The following is a 25,880-nucleotide window of genomic DNA, read 5'->3' on the forward strand; positions in this document are numbered from 1 at the left end:
CTAGCCAATCTAATTTACACTCGTACGTAATACAATATTTGAACCCTGTATTGCACGATCAACTTGGAAGTAAAAACACGCATGTCTGCAAAAGAATATAACGCCGGATCGATAGAAGTTCTTAGTGGCTTAGAACCCGTACAAAAACGCCCAGGAATGTATACGGATACCACACGGCCAAACCATCTAGCGCAAGAAGTTATTGATAACTCAGTGGATGAGGCCTTGGCTAATCATGCGGATCGTATCGAAGTCATCTTATACAAAGACGGTTCATTGAGTGTCGAGGATAACGGTCGAGGCATGCCAGTGGATATTCATCCAGAAGAGGGAATATCTGGTGTTGAGTTGATTCTGACTAAGCTTCATGCGGGTGGTAAATTCTCCGGCGATAATTACCAATTTTCTGGTGGTTTGCATGGCGTTGGTGTTTCTGTTGTTAACGCCTTGTCTACATCGTTAGAAGTCTGGGTACGTCGTAATGGTGCTCACTATCATATTGGCTTCGAGAATGGTTTTAAAACATCAGAACTAAAAGAAATTGGTACGGTAGGTAAGAAGAATACCGGTACGAAAGTTAAATTCACTGCAGATACAAAATACTTCGACAGCCCTAAATTTTCTATTTCGCGTCTCAAGCATTTATTGAAAGCCAAAGCCGTACTTTGTTCTGGACTTCATGTTGTCTTTATTGATCAAAGTGGTAGTGAAGAAGCCCGTGAAGAATGGTTTTTTCAAGATGGTTTAAAAGACTACTTAGCACAGGCCAATAAAGGTTTTGTATTGCTACCCGAGGAACCTTTCATTGGCGGCATGACTGAAAAAACGCAAGGTGTTGATTGGGCGGTTCAATGGTTGCCAGAAGGTGGCGAGTTAGTGACAGAAAGTTATGTCAACTTGATCCCAACAGCGCAAGGCGGTACTCACGTGAACGGTTTACGAACCGGTTTGTTAGAAGCCATTCGCGAGTTCTGTGATTTCCACAATATCTTGCCTCGAGGTGTTAAGTTAACGGCAGAAGACGTATGGGATCGTTGTAGCTATGTCTTGTCAGCGAAAATCCAAGAGCCTCAGTTTTCGGGTCAAACGAAAGAGCGTTTGTCTTCTCGGCAAATAGTGGCCTTTATTTCAGCGACGGTAAAAGACTCATTCAGTCTTTGGTTGAACAAACACGTTGAAGACGGTAAAAAAATTGCCGATATCGTGATTAACAGCGCGCAAAAACGCCTAAAAGACAGCAAGAAGGTCGTACGTAAGCGTATTACTCAAGGTCCTGCATTGCCGGGTAAATTGGCCGACTGCTCTGGACAAGACTCATCTCGAAGTGAACTCTTCCTTGTGGAAGGGGATTCTGCGGGCGGTTCTGCGAAGCAGGCTCGCGAAAAAGACTTCCAAGCTATTTTGCCGCTGCGAGGGAAGATATTAAACACTTGGGAAGTAGACTCTAACCAAGTACTTGGCTCTCAGGAAATTCATGATATTTCTGTTGCTTTAGGTGTTGACCCAGGAGATGACGATTTAAGCGGTTTACGCTACGGCAAAGTTTGTATCTTGGCCGATGCTGATTCGGATGGTTTGCACATCGCAACGCTAATTTGTGCTTTGTTTGTTCGCCACTTCCCAGCCCTAGTAAATAGCGGACATGTTTTCGTAGCTATGCCGCCTTTGTACCGAATTGATATCGGTAAAGAAGTTTACTACGCCCTTGATGATGAAGAAAAAGACATCACCCTACATAAGATTGCCGCTGAAAATAAACGTGGCACACCAAACGTACAGCGATTCAAAGGCTTGGGTGAGATGAACCCATCCCAATTACGTGAAACTACTATGGCGCCAGATACGCGTCGTTTAATCCAATTAACCATGGAAGATAAATTGGATACTGATGAGCTTTTAGACAAACTGCTATCGAAAAAACGTGCAGGAGACCGTAAAAGCTGGTTAGAAACATATGGCAACTTGGCGATTATTGATTAACCTACTTTGTTTTTATTAAGCCAAGCTAGAATATAAGTATCGCTCAACAAAATGGAAATGAATGAATGTCTGAAGAAAACGGCGATGATGTCATCAGCGAAGAAGTCCTTTACGAAAAGATTGATCACTATTTATTGACGTTCGGCACAGATCGTTCACTGATGTGTGTGTCCGAATTAGATGGCTTTTTAACCGCGTTGGGCTGTTCGATAAAAGAGTTGGAGCCAGATGTATGGCTCAATGCAATATGGGGAGCGGATGAAGATCAGCCGACCTGGGACTCAACAGAACAGGAAGACGAGTTTCTAAGCCTTGTACTTATCATGTACATGGAAACCATGAACAGCTTGCTATTTGGCGACTTTTATCCTGTTTATTTAGAGCAAGAAGTGGATGGTGAATTTACGATATTAGTTGAAGAATGGTGCGTTGGCTTTATTCGTGGCGCTAAACTGATTGGTTTGGGGATTGGTGGCGACAGAGAGTTTTTTGATGAAGTGCTTGCGCCAGTTCGTCTATTTGGCACAGAAGCCGGATGGGATAAGTTGGAAGGTATGGTTGATGAAGAAGTTAATTTCTGGAAAGAGACCTTAGAACCTTCGATCCTGCGCTTGGTTAAGCATTACCATCCGGAAATGCAAGCGACGAGCAAAGCAGAAGAGAAACGCACATTGCACTAATCACGCAATAACTAGTTTGCTTGTTCAAAGCTTATTCCGTATAAAAAAACGTGATGCTTGTTAAGCATCACATTTTTTTTGCGGAGCTGAGAGTTAGGGATTAACCTACTACTTTAGCGATGCTTTCACATAAATAATCAATGTTACTGTCACTTACGCCAGCTACGCTCATACGACCAGTATCGGCAATATAAATTGCGTATTCACTGCGCAATGTGCGAACTTGCTCTAGTGTTAAACCAGAGTAAGAAAACATACCACGCTGATCTTTGATGAAACTAAAGTCTTTGCTCACGCCAGACGCCGCTAGTTTAGAGACGAGTTTTTCACGTAAACCGTTAATGCGGTCACGCATTGCAGCAACTTCTAGTTCCCATTCTGCTTTTAGTTCAGGGTTGCTCATAATAGTATAAACTACAGCGGCACCGTGAGCAGGAGGCATAGAATAGTTGGCACGAATGGCTTGACCAATAATAGAAAATGCGGCCGTTGCTTCATCTGCCGATGCGGCGATAACACTCAAACCACCGCAACGCTCACGATAAATACCGAAGTTTTTCGAGAAAGAGTTCGCGATCAACATATCTTGAACATTAGCAGCCATGTAACGCAAGCCAGCTAAATCTTCGTCTAAACCGTCACCAAAACCTTGGTACGCCGCATCAACTAATGGCAACAAACCATGTTTGTTAACCAAGTCTGTTAGGGCTTTCCAGTGATCAAGCTGTAAATCAATACCTGTCGGGTTATGGCAGCAAGCATGAAGCAACAACACATCGCCTTCTTTTACTTCGGCTTCTAGGGTCGCCATCATGTCGTCAAAACGTAGGCCATTTGTTGCCGGGTCGTAGTAAGGGTAATCTCTTACTTCCACGCCAGCAGAATCAAAAATAGACTTGTGGTTACCCCAAGTTGGATCACTTACCCATAAGCGAGCATCTTTTAAATTGGCGCTAATAAAGTCAGCAGCCACTTTTAGTGCACCAGTGCCGCCAGGTGTTTGCGTTGAGCGAATACGGCCAGAAGTAATTAATTCATTGCCTTCACCTAAAATCAAATCTTTGATAATGGCTTCAAACTCGGTGGCGCCATAAATACCTAGGTAGCTTTTAGAATCTTCTTGTTCAAGCAGAATAGCTTCGGCTTTTTTAACCGTATTTAAAATCGGTGTGTTGCCATTATCGTCTTTATAGACACCAACACCCAAATCGATTTTCTTTGGGTTCGTATCTTGCTTATGTGCAATGATAAGGGCTAAAAGAGGGTCGCCAGAAACAGCTTTAAGATGCTTGAACATGATATTTACAGGGTCCTTATGGTGTGCCACAGGAAAATCGCTGTGGTTATAATCGTTGCTTAAATAGCTTCTTCATTTTGCCGTTTTTATGACAAAATACAATGCAAGCAAGAGGGAAAATTCCTCAATACTGTAAAGAAAAAAAGACACCTAGTTTTTCCTCCCCAGCGAGCCAGTTTATGACTTCTTTTCAACAGCGTTTTCAAGTTCTCGATACTTGGTTAAAAACACATACACAGCTCTGGCAATTTGATACTTTTGCTCGCTTGGGTAATCCTTGGGAAAATGCCTATCCTGAATTGGCTTCACACTTGGTACGAGAAAACCTAGAAATAGAAAGCGAGGCTTTTTATGCGGAAGTATTTCAACACTGCCCAGATCTAAAAACCGCATCTAAATTTTTAACCTCCGATTTACTTGATCAATCACCGCAGCGAACACTTACTCATGATTTACCAAGCTATGTATCGGCAGGAATAAAAGGCCGAAAGTGGTCGCAAATCCAGGCCTTTGTTGCTCATACCCCCAAAGCCAACAACTACGTGGAATGGTGTGCGGGAAAAGGTCACTTGGGTAAGTTATTGGCCTTTCAAGATAACAAGCCAGTCCACAGCCTAGAATGGCAAAAAACACTTTGCGAAGCGGGCGAACAAGAAGCAAAACGGCTAAAAATACCGCAAACCTTTACTCATGCAGACGTGCTAAAAGGAGAAGGGCGAACCGCGTTAGCAAACGCTCACTGTGCGGTGGCACTTCATGCCTGTGGGGATTTGCATCGTGAATTGATCGAACAAGCCGTTGCTACGAACACGGCCATGCTGTGTATTTCCCCATGCTGCTATCATCTGACTCAAGCGAGTGACTATCAGCCGTTATCACACAGCGCCCAACAGTCTGCACTGACACTGCGCCAAGCTGATCTCAAACTCGCCGTCAAAGAAGTCGCTACCGCTGGGGCTCGTGAACAACGACTCAAGCAACTGGAACTCACTTATCGCTTGGGTTTCGATTCATGGCAAAGAACAGCCCGCCAGCAAGATGAATACCTGCCGGTTCCCTCCATTCAAAAAGCATTACTTAACCAAGGCTTCGTTGCTTTTTGCCAGTGGGCGGTGGAACAAAAAGGTCTGTTACATCTACAAGCCAACTTGCCCTTTGACGTCTTTGAACGACAAGGTCAACAACGCTACCAACAAGTCCAAAAGCTTGAAGCCATCAGCCAACTCTTTCGCCCCGCGTTGGAATACTGGCTCGTCCTAGACCGCGCAATCTACCTAGAAGAAAGCGGCTACCAAGTCGAGATAGGAAAATTTTGTGATAAAAGCTTAACGCCAAGAAACTGGATGATCAGGGCTGAGAGAAAATAAAAAAACAGTGAGCATATTGCTATGCCCACTGTTGAAAATAGAGAAGGGAATTAAATCAAATTACACTAGGTCAAACAGTAGGGCTTTGACGCGTTTTTCGCTTAGTCTTTCAAAGTTAATTTCTGACACGTTTTCAATTTTTGCGCCGTCGCCAGGTTGCATGGTGATGCCGTCGCCTAGGGACAGTTCGCCTTCGATCAGGTGCACGTAGTAATGGCGGTTGTTGTCCGCTTGCCATGTGGCAGTTTGCTGATCTTCAAGGATCAGTTGGATGAGTTGCATGTTTTGTTTAACGTGCAGTGTGCCATCCTTTCCATCTGGTGTGATGATGGTGGTGAAGCCTTGTGCTTGGCTAAATTCCTTTTGTTGGTAGCCTGGTTCTCCGCCTAGTTTATTTGGCATGATCCAGATCTGTAGGAATTTCAGCATGTCTGTTTCAGAGGCGTTGAATTCACTGTGGTAAACGCCTTTGCCTGCGGACATGAGTTGGTATTCACCCGCTGGCAATTCTTTTACGTTGCCCGCACTGTCTTTGTGGGCGATGGTACCTTCTAATACTAGGCTGAGTATTTCCATGTCTTTGTGACCATGAGTTTCAAAACCCGCGCCTGGGGTGACAGTATCATCATTGATGACGCGTAGGTCTGAGAAGCCCATATGCTGTGGGTCGTAGTAGCTACCAAAAGAAAAAGTATGATTGCTGCTTAACCAGCCAAAGTTAGCTTGTCCACGGTCTTGTGCGTTGCGAATAGTGATCATGTTGTTTCTCCTAATGGCTACCGAAGGCAAAGGTGCTTGCGGTGTATGAAGTGAGTGTAGGCGTCGAAGAAAAGAAAGAAAATCGGAAGGTTTTGAGCTAGTATTTCAAAAAATTTGAATAAAGGTTGAGTTATGGCATACGCGGTGACATTGGAAGCATTACGGGTGTTAGAGGCGATTCATCAGTTGGGCAGTTTTGCGGCCGCGGCAGATGCTTTGTTCAAAGTGCCGTCTGCCTTGACCTACACAGTAAAAAAATTGGAAGACGATTTGGGTGTGGCGTTGTTTGATCGCTCACGACAAAAAGCTGTATTAACCCCAGCGGGTCACTTAGTGTTGGAGCAAGGTCGAACAATTTTAGAAGCGGCCATGCGTTTAGAAGATTCAATTAAGCAGTTCGAGTCAGGGTGGGAGCCGAAGTTAAGAATCGCCCGTGACACGGCACTGTTAGAGTTCCCGTTGATGTCTGTTGTTGGGGATTTTTTATCGCAGAATCGACCGGTGGAGTTGACCCTATCGGAAGAAGCAGTCGGTGGTGGCTGGGATGCATTGCAAGATGATAGGGCGGATTTGGTTATCGGTGCGACAGGTGAGTTGCCCAAGGGGAATGTTCATATTAGAGCCATTGGTGAGATAGAGTTTGTGTTCGCTGTGTCACCAACGCATCCATTGGCGTTGACCGACGGGATGATTACCGCCGCGCAATTACGTCAATATCCTTCTATTGTTGTCGCTGATAGTTCAAAAATTTTGCCAGCCCGTAGCAGTGGGATTTTTGAGAGTCGGCAAGTGCTTAGAGTTGATACCATGCGCAGTAAAATTCAGGCGCAATGTTTGGGTTTAGGCGTGGGGTATTTGCCGAAACATCGCATTGCCGATGAGCTAAGTTCTGGTCGTTTGGTGTTGCGCCAGTGTGAGCTACCGAGACCGAATCAGATGGCGTATTTGGCGTGGCGTAAAGATGACCCGGGCAAGGGTTTGTCGTGGTTTGTTGAGCAGTTGGCCGCACAAGACTGGCAACTGCTTTCTGTCTGAGTTATCGCCATCTAAAGAGTTTCTACTTTAGACTTTAGGTTTATTAGGGGTATTTGTGTTTTCTCTCTCTCTTTCTGTGTTGCCTGTGTTTTTGTTATTGATGGCGGGGGCGGTTTGCCAGCGTTGGCGTTTTCCGATGGAAGGGTTTTGGTCTGGCGTTGATAAATTTACTTATTGGGTGTTATTCCCTGCTTTGTTGTTTAGCAAAACGTCACAGATCGATTTCAGTAATCCTATGCTGCCAAAGTATGCATTTATTTTGTTGTTTGCCTTGTTTGTGACGGCGGTTTTTGTGTTCGTTAGTACTTGGTTGATGAAGGTGGTTGCCCCGACGGCTTCGTCTATGCTGCAAGCCGGTGTGAGGTTTAACACTTTTGTTATGTTGGCTTTAGCGGGCAGTTTGTACGGCAATGACGGATTGGTGCTGGCGGCGTTGGGCGCTTCTGTGTTGATTCCTTCTATTAATGTATTTCTGGTGGTGTCTATGACCTTGATGCATGGGACGTCGTCGGCTGATAGTTCGTCAGCCAATTCCTTGCCTCGTTTGTTAAGTGGCGCTTTGATTCGCAATCCTTTGATCGTGTCGATTGTACTGGGTAGCAGTTTGAATTTGTTAGGGTTAACACCGATTGTTCTGGTTTCCGATGTATTGAGTATGCTGTCGCAAGCAGCGTTACCACTGGTGTTGCTGGCTGTTGGCGCGAGTGTACGTTTAGAGGCTATACGCTCTGTGGGGATGACCTTTGTGATGTCCTCAGTTGCACGTTTTGTGGTGTTTCCTTTGGTGATTGGATTAATGTGCTGGTGGCTAGATGTGCGAGGCTTACCGGCGTTAGTTGCTGTGTTATTTGGGGTGGTACCAACGGCAACATCGGCTTACGCTTTAGCCCGTCAGTTAGGCGGTGATGCCGATAGGATGTCAGCTTATATCACGATGCAGACTTTATTATCTGTGGTTACTTTACCTGTTAGTGTGTGGTTAAGTCAGTTGTATTTGATGTGATGTAAAAACCTATTAAATGGCTGAAAAAATACCATATGGTGAATGAAAAAGTCATATTAGGGTGTTTTTTCATATCAGTATTGATATGAGGTTTGCTGTAACTTGCATTTGAAAGGTAAGAGTAGGGGATATATTGTGAATCGTAGGGTGTTAACTTGTCAGCAATGACAGGTATGTGACGCTCAATATAGATCACAACAAAAACAAAAAGGAATCTAGTATGCAAGCTCTCTCTGTTCGTCCGTCGTTGCCATGGCTGGGTGCATTTAAGCGCAAGGCTGTGTTAACTACTTTCTCTGTATTACTTCCTGTGTTGTCCGCTTCGGCGATGGCAGCAGACCTCACAATAGGCTTCTCGCAGATCGGCTCGGAAAGTGGCTGGAGAACGTCTGAAACCGAATCTATAAAGGCTGAGGCTGAACGCCGTGGCTATGATCTAAAATTCTCTGATGCTCAACAAAAGCAAGAAAACCAAATTAAGGCAGTGCGTTCGTTTATTGCGCAAGGCGTTGATGGCATTTTGCTGGCTCCTGTGGTGGAAACCGGTTGGGATCAGGTATTGAAAGAAGCACAGCGCGCTAAAATTCCGGTTGTGTTAATTGACCGTGGTGTGGCGGCAGACTCAAGCTTGTATCTGACAAAAGTGGCGTCTGATTTTAAAGAAGAAGGCGCGTTGGCGGCATCTTGGTTGGCAGCGGAAACGAATGGCCGTTGTAACATTGTAGAGTTACAAGGTTCTGTTGGCTCTTCTGCAGCGATCGACCGTAAGACAGGTTTTGATGCGGTTATTGGTAACTTCCCTAATATGACGATTACCCGCTCTCAGTCTGGCTCTTTTACTCGTGCAGGCGGTAAAGAAGTCATGGAAAGTTTCTTGAAAGCAGAAGGCGGCGCGAAGAATATCTGTGCCTTGTTTGCTCATAATGATGACATGGCATTGGGCGCTATCCTAGCGATGAAAGAAGCGGGCGTAAAACCAACTAAAGACATTTTGGTTGTGTCTATCGATGCGGTGCCAGATATCTTTAAAGCCATGGCTGACGGTGAAGCGAATGCGACTATCGAGTTGAATCCTCATCTTGGTGGCCCTGCATTTGATGCCATTCTAGCGTCTCAGGATGGTAAAAAAGTCGACAAGTGGATCAAAGCAAACGGTCCTTTGTACCTACCTGATACAGCGGCTGCGGAATACGCGAAGCGTAAATAATAGAGTGACACACCTAGGAGCAAGGCGCTTCTAGGTGTGGATTATTGTTTTATGTTAGCGAAACGGAGACGGCGACATGTCGGACTTAGTCAAAGATGCTTTGGAAGTCAAAGAAACCTCAGCAGTCAAAGAAACGGTCGAAGCGGCGCAGAGCGCAGTTCGCCCCTTGCTCGAAATCAAACACCTATCTAAATCTTTTACCGGCGTTCAAGCTCTAAATGATGTGTCTTTACAGATTCAACCGGGGGAGATTCGCGCCTTGCTGGGTGAAAATGGTGCGGGTAAATCTACTCTGATAAAAGTACTGACGGGTGTTTACCCACGTGACAGCGGTGAGATTTTGTTAGATGGTAGCTTGATTAGTGCCTCTGATAGTGGTCATGCCCAGCGTTTAGGGATTAGTACGGTTTATCAAGAAGTGAATCTTATTCCTACTATGTCTGTGATGGAAAATCTGACATTACAACATCAAGAAAAAACCTTTGGCTTGATTAGCTGGAAGAAAGCCGAAATCCGCGCCATGGAATTATTAGCGCAGGTGGGTTTAGACATAGATCCATTGCGTCAGCTAGATACCTATTCGATTGCGATTCAGCAACTCGTTGCTATTGCTCGTGCGTTAAGTACTCAAGCTAAGATGCTGATTTTAGATGAGCCGACGGCCAGTTTAGACAGTGACGAGATCAAACAGTTGTTTGACCTAATGGCACGGCTGAAATCTGAAGGCTTGGGTATTATTTTCGTAACGCACTTCTTGGATCAGGTTTACAGCATTACCGATAGTATTACCGTATTGCGTAATGGTGAGTGCATTGGCACCTTCAAAACTGCGGAGCTGTCTCGTTCCGATTTGGTCAGTCACATGGTAGGGAAATCTTTGGAGGACCTTGCGCCAACCGCTCACGATCATTCTATTAAACGCGAACGTACGGAGCTGCTACAGCTGAACAATGTCGGCAAACAGCGTTATCTTCAGCCGTTGGATTTGAATATCGCCGCAGGGGAAATTGTTGGTGTGGCGGGCTTGTTGGGCTCAGGTCGAACGGAATTGTGTGAGTTGGCCTATGGTTCGGTGAAACCGGATCAAGGGGAAGTGACGTTAAGTAATCATTCACTGACGAAATCGTCTCTGCGTCGAGCTATTCAGGTTGGTATGGGGTATTGCCCAGAAGATCGTAAGCAAGATGGCATTGTGGCGGAGTTGAGTGTCAGAGAAAACATGATCCTTGCGTTGCAGGCGAGCAAAGGTTGGTGGTCGCCAATTTCTATGGCTGAGCAACAAAAGCTAGTAGAAGAAATGATTCAGCGCTTGGCAATAAAAACACCTGATATGGATAAGCCAATTGGTGAATTAAGCGGTGGTAATCAGCAAAAGGTTATCCTTGCTCGTTGGTTGATTACGCATCCTGCCTTGTTGATCTTAGATGAGCCAACACGAGGCATCGATATCGGTGCTCATCACGAAATAATTCAAATTATTAAAGAACTGTGTGAGCAAGGTATGGGGCTATTAGTTGCGTCTTCTGAGTTAGAAGAGTTGGTGATGTTTGCTCATCGTGTGGTGGTGATGAAAGACCATCACAAGGTATCTGAACTTCATGGTGATGAGGTTTCGGAGCAGGCTATATTACGCACCATTGCGAGCTAGTCATTTTTTAAGTATTCAAAGTAGCTGTTCATATGAAAAAAAATAACTTTCTGCATAAACATCAAAAAACGCTCGCGCCTTTGTTGTCTCTTGTACTGATCATTTTGATTACAGCATCGGTGACACCTGGGTTTTTGAGCATTCGAATGGTTGACGGGCACCTGTTTGGTAGCTTATTGGATATCCTTCATCGAGCAACGCCAACGGCCTTAGTAGCTTTGGGGATGGCAGTCGTCATTGGTACTCGTGGTATTGATTTGTCCGTGGGGGCTGTGATTGCGATTTCTGGTGCGGTGACGGCTGTGTTGACGGTGAATACCGATTGGTCGGTAGGTGTGGTGATTTTATGTGCTTTAGGCACTGGCATGCTGTGCGGTTTGTGGAATGGCATTTTGGTGTCGGTATTTAATATCCAGCCTATTGTTGCCACGTTAATTTTGATGGTGGCAGGGCGTGGTATCGCGCAGATGATTACGGAAGGGCAAATCGTCACCTTCCATTCTGATGTATTGGATGCCATTGGCAATGGATATTTCTTGGCATTTCCTATTCGCGTGTGGATTGCGATAGGCATGATTGTCTTAACCGTTTTGGTGATGCGTAAAACGGCGCTAGGTTTGTTTATTGAAGCGGTTGGAGCCAACGTGCGAGCCAGTCGTTTGGTTGGTATTGAAGCGCGCTTGTTGGTGTTGTCTGCTTATGTTTTCTCAGGTCTTTGTGCTGCCATGAGCGGCATTATCCTTGCGGCCGATATTCGCGGAGCCGATGCCAATAATGCAGGTTTATGGCTAGAACTGGATGCAATTTTAGCCGTGGTGTTAGCCGGTGCTTCGTTAGCGGGTGGGCGTATTTATTTGCTGTTGACGATTGTTGGCGTGTTAATTATTCAAACTTTAACCACGGCGATTCTGACCAGTGGTTTGCCTGTTCAATATAATTTGGTAGTAAAAGCAACCATTATTCTCGCGGTATTGTTGGTTCAATCACCAAAGACTCGTCAATGGATATCTGATTTTTTCACGAAAAAGAAGCGTGCAGCTAATAGTAGTACTGGTAAAGCGGATACCGGTAAAGGGAGCATAAAACCATGATTAATGAACGTAATCTGCCGATATTGGCAACGCTATTGGTTTTTATCCTTTTGTATGGTTTTGGCATGTATGAGTACAAGGGTTTTCGTGACACCTTAGTATTCTCAAACTTATTGACGGATAACGCGTTTTTGATCATCACTGCGATAGGCATGACCTTTGTCATTCTGTCTGGTGGTATTGATTTATCGGTCGGGTCGATGATCGCGTTTATCGGTGTTTTGATGGCTTATCTGATTACCAATACTGGCATGCATCCTTTGTTTGCTATTGGTATCGCTTTGATTGTGGGTGTGGCTTTTGGCGCGATAATGGGGGTTATTATTGCGTTCTTCGAGATTCAGGCGTTTATCGTCACTTTAGCTGGGATGTTTTTGTTTCGAGGCTTGGCGTATTTGATCAACCTAGACGCGGTGCCGATTGATCACCCGTTTATTACTGGCTTGTACGATATTTATGTACCTTTGCCAGGACGTGGTGGTTTGACCTTTATTGCCATGGCTATGTTGGTGTTGCTGGCGCTGGGAATTTTGATTGCCCGTAGAACACGTTTCGGTATGAGCGTGTATGCGCTGGGTGGAGACAGTCATTCGGCAGCCTTGCTGGGCGTGCCAGTGAAAAAGACCATTATTAAAATCTATGCCTTGAGCGGATTTTATAGCGCTATGTCTGGGGTAATCTTTGCGATATATACAGGCTCGGCTTATCCACTTGCAGCGGTTGGGGTCGAGTTAGATGCTATCGCTGCGGTGGTGATTGGCGGTACCTTGTTAACGGGCGGGGTGGGCTATGTGTTTGGTACTTTCTTGGGTGGAATGATTCAAGGCATTATTCAAACTTTGATTACTTTTGATGGTTCGTTAAATAGCTGGTGGACCAAATTGGCTGTGGGTGGCTTGTTGTTGTTCTTTATCTTGCTACAAAAAGGCATCGTGTATTGGGTGAAAAAACGCTCGGCGACCTAGGGTTTTACTCTCAGTTTGCTCGTGTCATCAGACGCAAAAAAAAGCCAGTACATTTTATGTACAGGCTTTTTTTTGATCTATTTTGGTGCATTTTAATGCTTTGGCAAGGCTACGCTTCTGTAGGGTCTTGGTAAATGTTTTTGTAGCAGTAGTTGGTTGCTTCTACAAATCCGTCAACGCTACCACAGTCAAAACGTTTGCCTTTGAATTTATACGCCAATACACAGCCTTCTTGCGCTTGTTGCAAGATAGCATCAGTGATTTGTACTTCACCGTTACGACCCGCTGGCGTACTACGGATTTTGTCAAAAATATCGGGTGTTAGGATGTAACGGCCGATAATAGCAAGGTTTGATGGCGCGTCTTCTTTTGCCGGTTTTTCCACCATGTCGGTAACACGGTATAGGCCGTCCATCATGGATTCGCCTTTGATAACGCCGTATTTGTGCACTTCGTCTTCTGGTACTTCTTCAATCGCAACGATAGTGCAACGGAATTGGTTATACAGTTTAACCATTTGTGCCATTACACCATCATCTTCACCGAAGCAAAGGTCATCTGCTAGTACCACACCAAAGGCTTCATCGCCAATAAGTGGTTCACCCGTTAGGATGGCATGGCCTAGACCTAACATGTTGTTTTGACGAGTAAAAGAGAAGTTCACGTTGTCGATCAGGTGGCGTATGCCATCTAGGTATTTTTCTTTGTTGGTACCAGCAATTTGATGCTCTAGCTCATAACTGATGTCGAAATGGTCGGCAATGGCACGTTTACCACGACCCGTTACGAAGGTGACATTGTCCAAGCCCGCTTTGACCGCTTCTTCTACGCCGTACTGAACCAAAGGCTTGTTTACAATAGGTAGCATTTCTTTGGGCATGGATTTAGTGGCAGGCAAAAAACGGGTGCCATAACCAGCAACAGGGAATAGACATTTGCGAATCATAAATTTTCCTTAAAAAATGGCGTTAATCTTTGTTTAATGGCTGGCTAAAATTATACCGCATAGCCAGCTTGTTTCGTTTCTGTGGTGACTCTATGTTAAAGCATCTTGTGTGACACTTTTTATCACCTTAGTTAATCGATCTAATACAGGTGAGTTGAGTTTGTACCAATGCCAATAAAGAGGCAAGGCTAGGCGCTTGTTTGGCAGTAAGGATACCAGTTTCTTGCTTTTTATTTTCTGTTTGATTTGAATACTAGGAATTAAAGCACAGACTGTGCCACCCATTACAAGTTCAACAAAGCCATGGGAAGAGGGGTACCAATGACTGTGACTAATATCGGTTTCAACTTGTAGGCATTCCTTCTGATATCGCGCCCAAAGTTCATCATGTTCGTCGTAAATCAAAGACGGCGATTTTAAAACGGCTTCGGCGCTGAGGTCTCCTTTCAGGTGTTCTTCTATAAAGCTCGGTGTGGCGACCAGTTCGTAATGCATGTTGCCGAGAAAGATAGAATCCCCACCCGCTACAGGCGTACCTATTTGGCTGACACAAGCTACCACTTCGCCCGTTTGCAATAGAGCGCGAGTTTTGGCTTGGTCGGCGGCTTTAATATGTAACTTGGTGAAGTCTGTTGCAGAGAATTGACTGACCACGTCGGTAAACCAAGTCGCGAGCACATCGTTGTTGACCGCAATGCTTATCGGTTGAGTGGCTTGGTTGCCTTGGATGGCTTCTTGTAAACCTTCTTCGAGCATGGTGACTTTGTTGAAATGCGCTAGTAGCTGCTCGCCAAGTGGTGTGGCAACCACAGGCCTGGCGCGAATCAGTAAGGGGCGGCCGCAGACTTGTTCTAAGCGTTTGATATTTTGTGACACCGCAGATTGTGTCAGGTGAAGATACTCCGCTGCTTTGTCAAAACTTTGGAACTTCAAAACGGCGTGAAGAGAGGACAGCGCTTTATAATCCAACATAATTTTATCTAATATAACTTTAGTTTAATTAATTTAAATTTAATGGTTGACTTGCGTAAGATCAAGTCTCTTTAAAGAACACTGATATATTGGAGAAGGTTGTGTTGGCATTTGCGAGTGGCGCGATTACTGGTGGCGGTTTGATTATTGCTGTTGGGGCGCAGAATAGTTTTTTATTGGAGCAGGCACTAAAGCGACATTATGCCTTTCCAATTGCCGTGCTGTTTATATTAAGTGATGCTATTTCCATTGCACTAGGGGCGTTTGGTTTAGGTTTGATTTTGCAAAGTCATGACTGGCTTTTGTCGGTCTCCCGTTGGGCGGGCGTGGCTTTCTTGGTGTGGTTTGCCTTGGGTAAATGGCGTGCGTCGTTTCAAGAAGAGCATTTAATTTTAGAGCAATATAGTAAGCGTTTAGCCTTGTGGCCGTTGGTGATGATGGGGTTTGCGGTGACGTGGCTTAATCCGCATTTTTACTTAGATACCATGATTTTGATGGGGAGTTTGGCGAACCAGTGGCAAGGAGCAAAGTGGGAGTTTGTTTTCGGTGGTGTGTGCGCATCTGTGTTGTGGTTTTTGTCTTTGGCTTTCGTCGGAAAACTGTGTGCCAAGTGGCTAGAAAAAGCGGCTTTCTGGCGTTGGTTTAATCGTGTGAATGCTATCTTGATTTGGAGTATTGCGCTTAAAATTGCAACACAGCCCTTATCGTAAAAGGGCTGTGTTGTTTATGATCGCCAGTTATAGAATGGACTAAAGTTTGATTTCAACCTCGTGAGAGGTTTCTTCAGTCACTGTTGAAGAATCTGCTTCAACTAACATTTCCGCTGTAGCAACAGATGAAACGGTCAATGCCACAGGAATTTGATCCCCTTGTTCTTCGATGATCATCGCTGGCTGATGCTTGATTCGATACACAGCAAACAATGCTACGGAGATGTTTAAACCGGCAACGAACCAGAACAAAGCATCTATGCGCATGGTGTCCATTAGGGCTGCTGCAACCAGAGGCCCTAACATACCACCAATACCATTTAGCAATATCATGCCGCTACTGGCAGAGAGAATTTGTTCTGGGCGAAGTTGGTCATTCATGTGAGAGGAAGCGAGCGAGTACATTGGGAAGGTAAATGCGCCCACTGCAAACATGCCAATCATCATTAATATTTGGTTGTTCATCGTGCCGCCGAGCGGCACGATGAAAGCGGCAATGGCGCCAACAACGCCAACCCAAAGAATGGTGACACGACGGTCTTGGCGGTCAGATAGTTTACCAATTGGCCATTGCAGTAACATCCCACCGACGTAACTGGCACCGATAAAGAATGAAATTTCAACAATGTCCATGCCGATGCTTTTTGCATAAAGCGCACCCAGCCCCAGTAAGGCACCAGAGGTTGCCCCTGCAATGGTGACACCGGTGACACCAAGCGGAGCGGTTCTAATTAAACCAATAATATTGAGTTTTTCTGGAATATTAATGGTTGGAGAAGGAGTACGCACTAATAATAGAGGAACCACTGCCAAGGAGATTAGTACGGACGTTAAAATGAACAGGCCGTATCCACTAGGAGAGGATAAGTTTAATAAGAACTGACTAATTGTTTGGCTTGCCCAGATTTCGATAATATAAATCGAAAATAAACGGCCACGAGTCTTGTTGGTTGCAATGTCGTTTAGCCAGCTTTCGGTAACAATAAAGAGACCTGCATAACACAAACCCGTCCCCATCCGCATAAGCATCCAGAACCATGGGTTAACGACCATGGATTGCATTAGGATAGTAACGGATGCTAATGATGCAACTGCAGCAAACACGCGAATATGACCAACATTTTTGACCCAATTTGGTACTAAAAGGGAGCCCAAAATAAAGCCAAGGTAATATGCCGACATGATTAAACCTGTCGCAGTTGTATTAAACCCCTCAATAGAAGCTCTAATACCAATAAGTGAACTTTGCAAAGCACTTGCCATAGTGAGTACGGCAATACCTATAAGTAGGCTCCAAATTGGAATCAGGGTTTGCTTTAACATTCAGTGTCCTTTATGTGTTTTAGCTGGCAATAAAAAGTTAAATAATGACCTAGATTGATCAATATTTCGGCTGACTATACCGACAGAATTTTTGATTGCAATCACTAATATTAGACTTAAAAGATAGCAGGTTAAAATGCTTGTTTCTTAGGTGATTAGGCCGTTTGATTTAATGCTATTGAGTCATTAAATTTGAGATGCAAACAACGTACCTTTCTGGTTGGATTCTTTTTTCGAACCACTTTTCATGCTTAAAGCCCATAACCTTAATCAAATACACTCAGCATATTGCTCCTTGATGTAAAACGACTTAAACAGAGGGTTACTATAAATAAGAAAGGCCAGATGTTTCCATCTAGCCTTTTAACTTTATTTTAGCTAGAGCACATTATCATGCTGCGGTTTCTTCACGGCCAAAATGCTTACCAAGTAGGGCGTGGTAAAAATTATGATCGTTCAGAATGCCGATGCATTGATCCGCTTCTTCTAATACTAATAAGTGGTTCGAGTGGTAACGGATCTCGACGGCATCACGCATAGCGATGTTAGCTGGCACGATGAAAACCGTGTTATCTGGTACGTTGGCGATAATGGTTTCAGGTGTCCAACGAGCTGTTGGAATTTCGCCTTTTGGTCCTTGTACTGATGTCAATTTGCCATCTTCTAGTGTCATCGAAATATCATCACTAATGATGATTTGTCCTTCTTTCACTGCCAAATCAGCTAAAGGTGTCATTAACGATTGGCCGCGTAGCACGTTTAGAGGGTTGGTGTGAGCAACGAACTTTTCTACGTACTCGGTAGCCGGATTTAGGACGATTTGCTCTGGGGCGTCTTGCTGAATGATCCTAGCCGATTCCATAATGGCAATCTTGGAGCCGATTTTTAAGGCTTCATCTAGATCGTGGCTTACAAAAATGATTGTTTTATTGAGGCGCTTCTGCAGCTCGATAAGTTCGTCTTGTAGCTGAGAACGAATCAAAGGGTCAAGTGCTGAAAAGGGTTCGTCCATTAGCAATACATCTGTGTCCATGACAAAAGCTCTTGCTAAACCCACTCGCTGACGCATTCCCCCAGAAAGCTCATCTGGTTTTTTGTCTGCCCATTTATCTAGGCTAACCATCTTGAGCTGTTCACGTGCTTTTTCAAGCCGCTCAGCTTTCGGCATACCTTGCATTTCTAGCCCAAAAGCCACATTTTCGAGCACTGTCAGCCAGGGCATTAGCGCAAAACTTTGAAACACCATGGAAACCCTATGAGTTCTCATATGACGTAGCTTAGTCTCATCACATTTGGCCATATCAACCATTTTGTCGCCATCTCTTACAAGGCAACGACCACGGGCGATTTTATTTAAGCCATTGACAGCACGCAGTAGGGTAGATTTACCTGAACCTGATAAGCCCATCAAGACACAGATTTCACCTTCATTTACTTCTATGTTGGCATTTTGTACACCAACAACGTCGCCAGTCATTCCTAGAATCTCATCACGGGAGTGACCTTTGTCCATCAGTGGGAGTGTTTTTGCTTTATTGTCACCGAAGACGATATCGACGTTTTCAATTGTTACAACAGCCATAAATTACCCCTCGTTCTTAGATGATGGCGACTTACAAATACGGTCTAGCATAATGGCAACCAATACAATGGCGACACCTGCTTCAAAGCCTTGGGAAATGTTTACCGTGTTTAGTGCTCTGACAACTGGCTTACCTAAACCATCTGCTCCGACCAAGGCTGCAACCACTACCATTGATAAAGAAAGCATAATGCATTGCGTTACACCGGCCATGATACTTGGCATGGCAGCGGGTAGTTCAACTTTGTAAAGCAGCTTTGATTTAGTACAGCCAAACGCCAAGCCAGCTTCAATAAGCTCATTAGGAACCTTGCTGACACCTAGGTAGGTCAATCGAATTGGTGCGGCAATGGCGAATATAATGGTTGATATTAATCCTGGAACATAGCCTAAGCCGAATAGAATTAATGTAGGGATCAAGTAAACAAAGGTTGGGATCGTCTGCATTAAATCCAATACTGGACGTAAAATGGTGTACAACCAAGGCCGATGAGCTGCCGCAATGCCAATAGGGACACCAACTAGAACACTCATTGCGGTTGCGGAAATAACCAGTACTAAGGTTTGTATGGTTTCGATCCAGTAGCCCATATTTATGATGAGTAATAGGGATAAGGCAACGAAAATGATTAAGCTGATACTGCGATGGAGGAACCAAACACCGACTAGAATGATGGCAATCACTGCGAGAGGATGAAGGTAATCAATCGCATCAACCATGCTAACAATCATGGTTTCTAGGGTGAGAGAGACAAGGTCAAAAAACACGGAAGCCGCACTTACCAGCCAGTCGACAAAGTTTTCCATCCAAGCGCCAAGAGGGATTTTATTATCCGTCAGCCAATTCATATGTGTGTTCTCCCGATAAGTTGATGGCGCATTCTTAGCCGTGTGTGACTAAGAATGCGATGTTATGCAAGTGATGTATTACAGGCCTAGGTGTGATTTCACAGCGCTAAGGCCGTTATCGCCAGAGGCAGTAGTGACACCTTTAAGCCAATTATCGAGAACGTCTGGGTTGGCTTTTAACCATTCTTTTGCGGCGATATTAGGTTTTTTTCCATCGTCTAAGATGGCACCCATAATTTCGTTTTCCATAGGTAAAGAGAAGGTTAGGTTCGTAATAAGTTTACCGACATTTGGACATTCTTGAATGAAGCCTTTGCGGATGTTGGTATGAACATTGGCACCACCAAAGTCTGGTCCAAAGTAGTCATCGCCGCCGGATAGGTATTCCATTTTGAAATTTGCATTCATTGGGTGTGGCGCCCAACCTAGGAAGGCGATCCATTTATTGCGACGAGTATTGCGGTTTACTTGAGAAAGCATGCCGGCTTCACTTGACTCGACTAGTTGGAAGTCTCCTAAGTCAAAAGCATTGGAATCTATCATGTCTTGGATAATGCGGTTGCCGTCATTACCCGGCTCAATGCCGTAAATGCGACCAGAAAATTCTTTGCGGTGTTTGGCTATGTCTGAAAAATCTGTAACCCCTGCGTCAAAAGCATCTTTGCTTACTGCTAACGTATACTTAGCGCCGACTAGGTTGGGACCAAGGTCTTCAACAGTGCCAGCTTTAAGATAGGGTTCGATATCCGCTTGCATTGTAGGCATCCAGTTGCCTAGGAAGACGTCAATGTCACCGTTTGCAAGTGATGTATAAGTCACGGGAACCGATAACAGTTGCGTTTTTGCTTTGTAACCTAAGCCTTCGACGATTTCACTGGTTACTGCTGTTGTCGCTGTGATGTCTGTCCAACCCACATCTGAAAAGCGTACAGTAGAACACTCTGCCGCCACCGTTAGCCCCGAAGCGCTTGCTATACTAATGGCGATAGCGGTCTTTTTTGCCTTATTTAACATAACCTTACCCTCTTTCTATTGAACTCAAAAACAATGAGCGAATACAGTGTTTAATAGCAACACTGAGTGTGAACTCCTAAAACGTTAAGCAGCGAATAAATGAAGGCTGCTAAAAAATGTATGATGTAAATATAGGTATTAAGGTGTTTAGTGATTACTTTTGAACACCAAATCCAAATAATTCTGTATTTGCTCAGAGGCTTCTTTTTTATCAATTCCGCCTGCAAGTGAGCCTCTTAGCCACATGCCGTCAATTAATGCGGCGACTGTGAGGGCAATGTTGCGTGCTTCTTGTAATTCGAATTCTTCTTTTAACACACACACAAGCGAAGTATTTAGTCGCTTTGAATAAACGTTTTGTAACCGATATAAAGAAGGTGTGTGCATTGCTGAAGCCCAGAACCCCATCCAAGCTTTAACGACTTGAGGGTGAGTCTGAGACTGACTAAAACTGGCTTTTACAATGGCCATTACTTTATGTTTTGCTGATTTGTTTTTTGTTTTTGTTATTTCTATTGATAATCCGTCAAAAAACTCGCGGATTAGGCTTTTCATTGTTGCTTCATACAAACCATCTTTACCACCAAAGTAGTGATTAATGATGGCGGGTGATACGCCTGCTTTTTTACCAATAACACTGACTGTCGCTCCCGCAAAACCATATTTATCTATGGCTTTTATTGCGGCCTCGATGAGCTGAGGTTTTCGTATTTCAGGCATTCCAACTTTTGGCATTCTGGATCCTTTTTTATTAAACAGTCGTTTAATGAAAACTATACTAGGCCGATTGTGTAATTTAGGTCAACCCTTGACAAATCTAAAACTTAGTACTCTAATCAATTTAAGGGTTTGATTTTTAAGGATTTTTAGCCTTTTAAATTTTTTTTAATCTTTTTTTTAGAGTTCGTGTGTCGGTTTAAGATAAGAAATAAGGATTTTTAGGCTTATTTCTTCTGATTTTAGGGTGTGCTTATCTCATCCACTCGCCAGATTATCACTGGAGTTTGTCGCTAAGATTATGTTAATTATAAAACGAAATATATGACTGGAGTGTTATTTAATGGCTGTCTCTTCTTCTACTTTTGATACTGTTATAGATCGAACAAATACCTGTAGTGATAAATGGTCTAAATACCCTAAAACCGTTCTCCCAATGTGGGTGGCGGATATGGATTTCGATTCACCTGAATGCATAAAATCTTCTATAAATCAAAGGCTTGATGAAGGGATTTATGGTTATACTCATATACCTAAGGCATTAGAGAAAGCCATACAATCACATCTTTCTCATCGTTATCACTGGCAGATTTCCGCGTCACATTTAGTACACTTACCTGGTTTAGTGTGTGCTTTACATCTAAGTGTTCAAGTTTTCTCGAAAGAAGGTGAAGGCGTCGTTGTACCTGGGCCTGTTTATTACCATTTAACCAAGGCGCCTCAATGGTCTGGGCGAGATTTATTGCATGTGGATATGTGTAATCAAGATGGCCGCTGGGTACCTGATATGACGCAGCTCGAAGTTGCTTGTGCGAATCCGAAAAGTAAAATGATTTTGTTATGCAATCCACATAATCCAGGTGGAACTGTCTATACAAAATCGGAGTTATTGAGTATTCATGCGCTGGCTGAAAAGTATGATTTGCTGGTTGTGAGTGATGAAATTCATTGTGATTTGATTTTGGATGATTTACCACATGTGCCTTTTGCGAGTCTAAATAAAGATGCTGCAAATCGTACGATTACCTTAATGGCGCCAAGTAAAACATTTAACATTGCAGGCTTAGGTTATGCCTTTGCTGTCATTGAAAGTACAGAGTTACGTAATGCTTTTAATAAAGAAAGAGCTGGCCTTATTCCATCACCCAATATGCTTGGTTTAACTGCAGCAACGGCTGCCTATGAGGAAGGACAAGAGTGGCATAAAGCTCTCCTCATATACTTGAAGGGAAATCGAGATTTATTGGCTCAAAGACTCGCGAAAACACCATTAAAAATGTTGCATTTGGAAGCGACTTATTTGGCTTGGATTGATGTTTCTGCTTTGGCGTTGGACGATCCCTATCAATTTTTTGTCGATGCAGGCGTGGGCGTTTCAAATGGTAAAGATTTTGGTAATCCGAACTATGTTCGCCTAAACTTTGGGTGTCCCCAATCTATTCTGAACCAAGCGATAGCTCGTATTGAAGAAGCACTGATAACACATAAATTCATGTGATTTATTATATTTTTCAAATGGTTAAGTCTTCATGGTTGAGGTCCTTTTTATTTTTTAATGTAAAGAGAGGCTTTTATGTTGACCTTAGCATCGAGTGATTTTGTAAAGCAGTATGTGCAGCATAGTTCTCCCGCAGTGCGGGCGGATTTGCTGGAAATAATTGATATGATGGAGTTAATTGCACCGGATGCGGAATTGGTAAGTGGTATAGGGATTCCATATTTTCAGCAGAACTCAAGTTGGCTTTATGGTGTGGCGGCACGGTCAGATCATTTGTGCGTATATTTCTCTGATTTAAGTGTTTTATACCCTTTTATTGATCGGTTGCCACACGTTCAATTTGGTGATAATTGTTTAATTATCCATCGGTTAGATGAGATAAATCTTAATGTATTGGCAGAGCTTTTTGGGCAAATAAAGGTCCACTTTTTACTAAATCACCGTGCTTCACCAGAGCTAATTCAATGATGCATAGTTGTGCGCTTAAGTTTGGTATGGATTATCTTTTTCTTACTTAGGTTACTTACTGAATGATAGATTTCACTGTACGGGTTAGTGTGTTTTTTCTTGTCTTCAGTGTTTTGGTTTTTTGGCAGTGGCTGAGACCAAGAGGCCCATTGTTACAGTGGCAGCAGCGTTGGCGTCACAACATATCTTTATTTGCGTTAGGTGTACTTTGTGTCCGAGTAATTCAGCCGTTATTACTGGCTGTTATTGCTTTCTACAGTATGGAGTTTGGCGTGTTTTGGTGGCTAGACTTGCCTTTTTGGGCTGTATTCTTATTAAGTATTTTACTGCTGGACTGCCTGATTTATTGGCAACACCGTCTTTTTCATCGTATTCCTTTTTTGTGGCGAGTTCATCGCGTCCATCATTCTGACCCTGAATTAGATGTTAGTTCTGCTGTGCGTTTTCACCCGATCGAAATTGTTTTATCACTACTTATTAAGGGGCTGGCCGTTTGGCTGCTGGGGGTTCCTGTGGCGGCAGTGTTGGCGTTTGATATTTTATTGAATGCATCGGCTATGTTTAATCACACCAATGTTAGGTTGCCTGTTATTATCGAAACTTGGCTAAAAAAGCTGCTGGTTACTCCCGATATGCATCGCATACATCATTCAAGAATGAGTCTTGAAGCAAACAGTAATTTTGGCTTTTTTCTCAGTATTTGGGATGCACTTTTTAGAACGAAAAGAAATGACGCCTTAGAAGGAGATGAGCACTTAAAAATAGGACTGCCGGATACAAAAACGTATCAACCCACATCGTTAAAAGACGTATTGGTGATGCCTTTTACCGTATTTAAAAAGCATCGTTAAAGACGAAAGATAAGAAGCAGTTAGGAACCCCTATGAGTTATCACGAAGTAAACTTTATCGAAATGCGTATTATTGGTTGTCTGATGGAAAAAGAGATAACTACACCAGATCAATATCCTCTTAGTTTAAATGCGCTTGTTAACGCTTGTAATCAAAAGTCCAATCGCGATCCTGTTACCCAATTGTCAGAGTTGGATGTTCAAGATGCCTTAGATGCTCTGGTGGCGCGTGGTTTAGTCACGGAAATTAATGCTTCCCATAGCCGAGTCAGTAAATACCAACATAGGTTTTGTAATACGGAGTTTTCAGATTTACAGTTATCGCCAGCAGAAACTGCGATCATTTGTTTGATGTTTGTGCGAGGAGCGCAAACACCGGGAGAGATCCGTTCACGCAGTGGCCGGTTACATACTTTCCAATCTCGTGATGAAGTAGAGCAGGCTTTGCTGTCACTGCAAGCGAAAACGGGTGGCCCTTATGTTTGCCAGTTAGCAAAAGAGCCTGGAAAGCGTGAACAACGCTACCAAGAGTGTTTTTGTTCCGAGTCTGAGTATCCACTAAGTGGAGATGTTGCAGGTTCAATAGCATCGAGCAAAAATGACGAGAACACCCTGCAATTGGAAGCTCGAATAGTTGAATTAGAGGTGCAAATACAAGAATTAAATGAATATATTCAACAGCTTGAAAATGCGAGTGGACTATAAACTTTTTTAGCGTCAAACTTAGCGAGATATTTGCGCGATTACTTCGGGCGCTAATGCTTTATTAAGTTAATGGGGAGAATCCTATGAAGAAGGTACGCTGGGGTATTATTGGTACAGGTCAAATCGCGCATTTATTTGCCAGTGATTTTTGTCATGTCAAAGCAGGCGAACTTCGTGCGGTTGCTTCTCGTGATAAGGCGTCTGCAGATGCTTTTTCTGCTGAGTTCGATATTGAGTTAGCGTTTGTCGACTATTTCTCCTTGATTAACAGCAATGAGGTTGATGCTATTTATATTGCCACTCCTCATGTGTATCACTACGATTTGACCAAAGCCTGTATTTTGGCGGGTAAAGCGGTATTGTGTGAAAAGCCTTTCACTATCAATGAGGCGCAATCTAAGGACCTTTACGATTTAGCTTTAGAACATAACGTGTTTGTTATGGAAGCTATGTGGACACGCTTTAACCCTGTTATAGAGCAAGTAGTAGAGTGGGTTGAAGAGGGCGAAATTGGCGATTTAAACAGCATTCAAGCAAGTTTTAATTTTATTGGCCCGACTGATCCTAATCATCGATTGATGAATCTTGAGCTCGGCGGCGGCGCTTTATTGGATATTGGTATTTATCCGGTGTTCTTAGCACAATTATTTTTCGGTAAGCCGGACTTTGTGCAGAACCAAGCCGTTATTGGCGACACAGAAGTGGATCTGTTCGAGCAGATACTATTAGGGTGGGAAAGTGGGCAGCTCGCTTCTTTGGATGCGTCTTTGATTTCATGTAACCCGAACCGCGCTATGCTTTCTGGTTCTAAAGGCTATATTGAGATCGATTCTGAATGGTTCAAAGCAAAATCCTGTCGCGTTGTTAGTGCAGATAATAAAGAACGAGTTGTAGAATTTGACTTTCCTGGAAATGGTTACCAATTTGAAGTGGATGAAGTGAACCGCTGTCTTGAAGAAGGGTTAATTCAAAGCCCTAATCATAGCTGGCAGAACAGTTTAGAATTGATTGCAACCCTAGATGAGATTCGTCAAGACATAGGTTTGTACTATCCGGGTGAAGAGAGTGAAGGCCATCCCCATGATGAAGAAGATTTACATGAACATCATCATGAGCATAGCCATCATCATAAGCATTGATTATTGAAAACAAGTGCTAAATAAAAAAGGCTCTTTTCATCGCTGAAAAGAGCCTTTTTTTGTCCGTTTTATGAG

The 25,880-nt window shown here is 43.7% G+C and carries 24 protein-coding genes; 15 read left to right on the forward strand and 9 right to left on the reverse strand.

Annotated elements, in window-relative coordinates; translation table 11 throughout:
- Positions 1 to 81 precede the first annotated feature (81 nt).
- Together parE and JSY38_RS13800 are read left to right on the forward strand one after the other, a co-directional pair.
- Positions 82 to 1,980 carry a DNA topoisomerase IV subunit B gene (parE, locus tag JSY38_RS13795; RefSeq protein ID WP_114411024.1) on the forward strand — a complete coding sequence of 633 codons (1,899 nt, stop codon included), beginning with the start codon at positions 82 to 84 and terminating at the stop codon, positions 1,978 to 1,980.
- Between the two features lie 65 nt (positions 1,981 to 2,045).
- A complete protein-coding gene (locus JSY38_RS13800; protein ID WP_114411025.1) occupies positions 2,046 to 2,660 on the forward strand; it encodes a UPF0149 family protein in 615 nt (204 codons plus the stop codon).
- Positions 2,661 to 2,760: 100 nt separating this feature from the next.
- Here JSY38_RS13800 and JSY38_RS13805 read toward each other — a convergent pair whose 3' ends face one another.
- Positions 2,761 to 3,957, reverse strand: a complete 1,197-nt coding sequence (locus JSY38_RS13805) for an amino acid aminotransferase (RefSeq protein WP_205113639.1) — start codon at positions 3,955 to 3,957, stop codon at positions 2,761 to 2,763.
- Positions 3,958 to 4,136: 179 nt separating this feature from the next.
- Between JSY38_RS13805 and JSY38_RS13810 the strand changes: the two genes are divergently transcribed.
- Complete coding sequence (locus JSY38_RS13810) at positions 4,137 to 5,324, forward strand: methyltransferase (protein WP_239543974.1); 1,188 nt, start codon at positions 4,137 to 4,139, stop codon at positions 5,322 to 5,324.
- A gap of 60 nt (positions 5,325 to 5,384) precedes the next feature.
- Here JSY38_RS13810 and JSY38_RS13815 read toward each other — a convergent pair whose 3' ends face one another.
- Complete coding sequence (locus tag JSY38_RS13815) at positions 5,385 to 6,083, reverse strand: pirin family protein (RefSeq protein WP_205113643.1); 699 nt, start codon at positions 6,081 to 6,083, stop codon at positions 5,385 to 5,387.
- Between the two features lie 132 nt (positions 6,084 to 6,215).
- Here JSY38_RS13815 and JSY38_RS13820 point away from each other — a divergent pair, with 132 nt between their 5' ends.
- The 6 genes from JSY38_RS13820 (at position 6,216) to yjfF (ending at position 13,032) form a co-directional block, all read left to right on the forward strand.
- A complete protein-coding gene (locus JSY38_RS13820) occupies positions 6,216 to 7,118 on the forward strand; it encodes a LysR family transcriptional regulator (RefSeq protein ID WP_205113645.1) in 903 nt (300 codons plus the stop codon).
- Between the two features lie 55 nt (positions 7,119 to 7,173).
- Positions 7,174 to 8,121, forward strand: coding sequence for an AEC family transporter (locus tag JSY38_RS13825; RefSeq protein ID WP_205113647.1), 948 nt, complete (start codon positions 7,174 to 7,176; stop codon positions 8,119 to 8,121).
- Positions 8,122 to 8,341: 220 nt separating this feature from the next.
- Entirely contained in the window at positions 8,342 to 9,328 is a 987-nt protein-coding gene (locus JSY38_RS13830) for an ABC transporter substrate-binding protein (RefSeq protein WP_275586981.1), read from the forward strand.
- A 76-nt stretch (positions 9,329 to 9,404) separates the two neighbouring features.
- Positions 9,405 to 10,976, forward strand: a complete 1,572-nt coding sequence (locus JSY38_RS13835; RefSeq protein ID WP_205113649.1) for a sugar ABC transporter ATP-binding protein — start codon at positions 9,405 to 9,407, stop codon at positions 10,974 to 10,976.
- A 32-nt stretch (positions 10,977 to 11,008) separates the two neighbouring features.
- Positions 11,009 to 12,067: an ABC transporter permease gene (locus JSY38_RS13840; protein WP_205113650.1), complete on the forward strand. Its 1,059-nt coding sequence runs from the start codon at positions 11,009 to 11,011 to the stop codon at positions 12,065 to 12,067.
- Complete coding sequence (gene yjfF / locus JSY38_RS13845; protein ID WP_205113652.1) at positions 12,064 to 13,032, forward strand: galactofuranose ABC transporter, permease protein YjfF; 969 nt, start codon at positions 12,064 to 12,066, stop codon at positions 13,030 to 13,032. Before JSY38_RS13840 ends, yjfF begins: the two co-directional genes overlap by 4 nt.
- Before the next feature lie 109 nt (positions 13,033 to 13,141).
- Here the strand turns inward: yjfF and galU are convergent, their stop codons facing one another.
- Complete coding sequence (gene galU / locus JSY38_RS13850) at positions 13,142 to 13,978, reverse strand: UTP--glucose-1-phosphate uridylyltransferase GalU (protein ID WP_110575377.1); 837 nt, start codon at positions 13,976 to 13,978, stop codon at positions 13,142 to 13,144.
- 90 nt (positions 13,979 to 14,068) lie between these two features.
- A complete protein-coding gene (locus JSY38_RS13855) occupies positions 14,069 to 14,950 on the reverse strand; it encodes an ArgP/LysG family DNA-binding transcriptional regulator (RefSeq protein WP_205113654.1) in 882 nt (293 codons plus the stop codon).
- A gap of 101 nt (positions 14,951 to 15,051) precedes the next feature.
- On the opposite strand from JSY38_RS13855, the gene JSY38_RS13860 reads away from it, so the two are divergent.
- Entirely contained in the window at positions 15,052 to 15,660 is a 609-nt protein-coding gene (locus tag JSY38_RS13860; RefSeq protein ID WP_114411046.1) for a LysE/ArgO family amino acid transporter, read from the forward strand.
- Positions 15,661 to 15,699: 39 nt separating this feature from the next.
- Here the strand turns inward: JSY38_RS13860 and JSY38_RS13865 are convergent, their stop codons facing one another.
- The 5 genes from JSY38_RS13865 to betI form a co-directional block, all read right to left on the reverse strand.
- Positions 15,700 to 16,983: an MFS transporter gene (locus JSY38_RS13865; RefSeq protein ID WP_114411047.1), complete on the reverse strand. Its 1,284-nt coding sequence runs from the start codon at positions 16,981 to 16,983 to the stop codon at positions 15,700 to 15,702.
- Positions 16,984 to 17,374: 391 nt separating this feature from the next.
- The gene (choV, locus tag JSY38_RS13870; protein WP_205113656.1) at positions 17,375 to 18,565 is read right to left on the reverse strand and encodes a choline ABC transporter ATP-binding protein; all 1,191 of its coding nucleotides are present in this window, start codon (positions 18,563 to 18,565) and stop codon (positions 17,375 to 17,377) included.
- Positions 18,566 to 18,568: 3 nt separating this feature from the next.
- Positions 18,569 to 19,414, reverse strand: a complete 846-nt coding sequence (gene choW / locus JSY38_RS13875; RefSeq protein ID WP_205113657.1) for a choline ABC transporter permease subunit — start codon at positions 19,412 to 19,414, stop codon at positions 18,569 to 18,571.
- A 78-nt stretch (positions 19,415 to 19,492) separates the two neighbouring features.
- Positions 19,493 to 20,428 carry a choline ABC transporter substrate-binding protein gene (locus JSY38_RS13880; protein ID WP_205113659.1) on the reverse strand — a complete coding sequence of 312 codons (936 nt, stop codon included), beginning with the start codon at positions 20,426 to 20,428 and terminating at the stop codon, positions 19,493 to 19,495.
- A gap of 147 nt (positions 20,429 to 20,575) precedes the next feature.
- Positions 20,576 to 21,163: a transcriptional regulator BetI gene (gene betI / locus JSY38_RS13885; protein WP_205113661.1), complete on the reverse strand. Its 588-nt coding sequence runs from the start codon at positions 21,161 to 21,163 to the stop codon at positions 20,576 to 20,578.
- A gap of 325 nt (positions 21,164 to 21,488) precedes the next feature.
- On the opposite strand from betI, the gene JSY38_RS13890 reads away from it, so the two are divergent.
- The 5 genes from JSY38_RS13890 to JSY38_RS13910 all read left to right on the forward strand — a co-directional run bounded on the left by JSY38_RS13890 (position 21,489) and on the right by JSY38_RS13910 (position 25,805).
- The gene (locus tag JSY38_RS13890) at positions 21,489 to 22,643 is read left to right on the forward strand and encodes a MalY/PatB family protein (RefSeq protein ID WP_205113663.1); all 1,155 of its coding nucleotides are present in this window, start codon (positions 21,489 to 21,491) and stop codon (positions 22,641 to 22,643) included.
- A gap of 75 nt (positions 22,644 to 22,718) precedes the next feature.
- On the forward strand, positions 22,719 to 23,111 hold the full coding sequence (locus JSY38_RS13895) for a DUF1801 domain-containing protein (RefSeq protein ID WP_205113665.1): 393 nt from the start codon (positions 22,719 to 22,721) through the stop codon (positions 23,109 to 23,111).
- Between the two features lie 149 nt (positions 23,112 to 23,260).
- Positions 23,261 to 23,962 carry a sterol desaturase family protein gene (locus tag JSY38_RS13900; protein ID WP_239543975.1) on the forward strand — a complete coding sequence of 234 codons (702 nt, stop codon included), beginning with the start codon at positions 23,261 to 23,263 and terminating at the stop codon, positions 23,960 to 23,962.
- A 32-nt stretch (positions 23,963 to 23,994) separates the two neighbouring features.
- Complete coding sequence (locus JSY38_RS13905) at positions 23,995 to 24,666, forward strand: YceH family protein (RefSeq protein ID WP_205113669.1); 672 nt, start codon at positions 23,995 to 23,997, stop codon at positions 24,664 to 24,666.
- Between the two features lie 83 nt (positions 24,667 to 24,749).
- A complete protein-coding gene (locus tag JSY38_RS13910) occupies positions 24,750 to 25,805 on the forward strand; it encodes a Gfo/Idh/MocA family protein (protein WP_114411056.1) in 1,056 nt (351 codons plus the stop codon).
- Positions 25,806 to 25,880 lie beyond the last annotated feature (75 nt).

The sequence above is a fragment of the Marinomonas foliarum genome (assembly GCF_016906065.1).
In the GTDB taxonomy this organism is placed as follows: Bacteria; Pseudomonadota; Gammaproteobacteria; order Pseudomonadales; family Marinomonadaceae; genus Marinomonas; species Marinomonas foliarum.